The sequence below is a fragment of the Streptococcus pseudopneumoniae genome, assembly GCF_001068775.1.
Taxonomy (GTDB): domain Bacteria; phylum Bacillota; class Bacilli; order Lactobacillales; family Streptococcaceae; genus Streptococcus; species Streptococcus pseudopneumoniae_N.
Genome location: NZ_JWAJ01000095.1, coordinates 1 through 2,256, shown reverse-complemented (window position 1 = coordinate 2,256; position 2,256 = coordinate 1). Strand labels below are relative to the sequence as shown.

Genomic DNA, 2,256 nt, shown 5'->3' with positions numbered 1-2,256 from the left:
GACACTATCACAACAACTTACACTGTGGATCCTAATACTGGAAAGATTACAGCAAGTGAAGGTCAACCAGTTCGTACGAAAGAAGCAACGAATACTATTGTCAAAGTCGCAGCTAAGGATAAAGTAGAAACAACAGAAATCCCATCACCTAAGAAATATGTAAAAGATGATACACGCGACAAAGATCAACCAAATGTGGAAGAAGCAGGACAAGCAGGTTCAAGCACTACCACAACAACGTATAGTGTTGATCCTACTACAGGCGCTATTACAGAAAGAGTAGGAGAACCAGTAGTAGTAAATCCAACAGCAACTATTGTCAAAGTCGCAGCTAAGGATAAAGTCGTAGAAACACTGATTGAACCAGAAGTTGAGTATGTTAGAGATGGTGAACGAGAAGTTGGCACACCTAATGAACGCGTTGAAGGAGCTAAAGGTAAAACAGTTGTTACAACCACTTACGATGTAGATTCAAACGACGGTCATATCACAGAACACGTTGGTACCCCAGTTGTCACCCCAGCAGGTAAGACAATTATTAAAGTTGGTGCGAAAACTAAGGTTGAACAATCTAAAGATTCTGAAGGTCGCGATGTGATTGATACCACTACCTATGAAGTTGATTCAAAAACAGGTAAGGTAACTCCTACAATCGTTCGAACTTATGGAAAAACGAAAGCACCAACAGTAGAGTTAGAACAAGATTCTAAGACAGGTGATGTTACAGTGACACCGAAGAAACCAGATGGGTCAACATATCCATCAGGAACTAAGGTAGAAATCCCAGGTAAAGATGGTAATCCAATCGTCGTTACAATCGATGAAGATGGTAAAGGTAAAGTACCAAACAGTGATCTACCAAACGTAGAAAAAACAGGTACAGGTAAGATTACTGAACCAGGTAAATCATCTGTGGAAGTTCCTAAGGTAACAACTTTTGAAAACGATGTATTAGGGGGTTCAAATGCATTACCAGAGCTAATGATTGAGGTTCGATGGATTGATGAAGACGGAAATGTATTGAAACCATCCGTTAAGACAGGTAATGAAAAGGATGCTGAACATGGATCAATTCCAGTATATGAATTTGTACGAACTGTGATTGATGAAAATGAACCAGTAATTACTCACATTTTCAGAAAAGTAAGTGGAAATACAAATCCAAATACAATTCCAGTCACTCCAGTCACACCTGATACTAATGGAAATTCTGGTCATGATACACCTGCGCCAACAACTCCAATTCAAGATGCTGTTACTCCGAATGCAAATCAGGTAGATACTAAGACTACTATTGACAATGGAGTTAAATCAAATGATTCTCAAAATGTATTGCTAAATACAGGAACAGAATCAAAAGATTCTCAAAATGTATTACCAAATACAGGAACAGAATCAAATGTAACTCTTGCATCTCTAGGACTTCTTGGTATGCTAAGTAGCCTCGGACTTGCTCTTGGAAAGAAAAAAGAAGACTAAAAATTTAGTCAAAATATGAATGGTTCATTGTTAAGTGGACAATGAATACAAAAGATCAAGAAACGGCTTTGTTCCTCATTTGAAGAGGTACAAGGCCGTTGTTTTATTCTTGAAAAAGGGAGGTATCAGTATTGGTACCAACCCCCTCTCAAAATATTGTATGTCTTTAATCCTAGTGCTCAGTTTTGAAATGTTCCCAAAAGTTCTCAATCGGTGAGCGATTAGTACACTTGCCAATCTACTATAGTGGAGTGAACTTAGAGTAGTACGCCATGGATTCTAAAACATTTATTAGAAATTGTTTTGATTTTCCTAATCTCTTTGTTCATATCTTATTTCAATTAACTATATATAGAGAGAATGTCATCAGAAAGGAGAATCTTTCTGTTTTATTTAAACAAGCTGTATATTAATGTGTTATAAACGTTCGCATATGTTTGCGCTTTATTCGAGAGGTTGAATGGCTTTATGATTGCTTAAATGAATTGAAAATGATATAATCGAGCTGTAATAGCTGTAATAGCTGTAATGTGTAAAAATTGCTCAAAAGAGTGATTTTTATTGTATTATTCCCCAGAGGGAATACTGCTTCTCAATTTGATTTTGTCTTTAATATAAGGAGGAACTATGGAAAAAAAATCAAATTCACTAAGTAGAGTAAAGCGTCGGCAACAGGAAAAAGTCTTACGCTTCTCTATTCGTAAGTATAGTTTCGGTGCGGCTTCAGTTGCTGTTGCAGCGCTGATGTTTTTGGGTGCGCGCGTCGTTAGTGCGGAT

The 2,256-nt window shown here is 37.2% G+C and carries 2 protein-coding genes; both read left to right on the top strand.

Annotated elements, in window-relative coordinates; translation table 11 throughout:
- The coding region (locus ADF68_RS04650; protein WP_049548829.1) for an LPXTG cell wall anchor domain-containing protein at positions 1 to 1,479 on the top strand (1,479 nt) is incomplete at its 5' end.
- 627 nt (positions 1,480 to 2,106) lie between these two features.
- The coding region (locus ADF68_RS10505) for a YSIRK-type signal peptide-containing protein (protein ID WP_152901831.1) at positions 2,107 to 2,256 on the top strand (150 nt) is incomplete at its 3' end.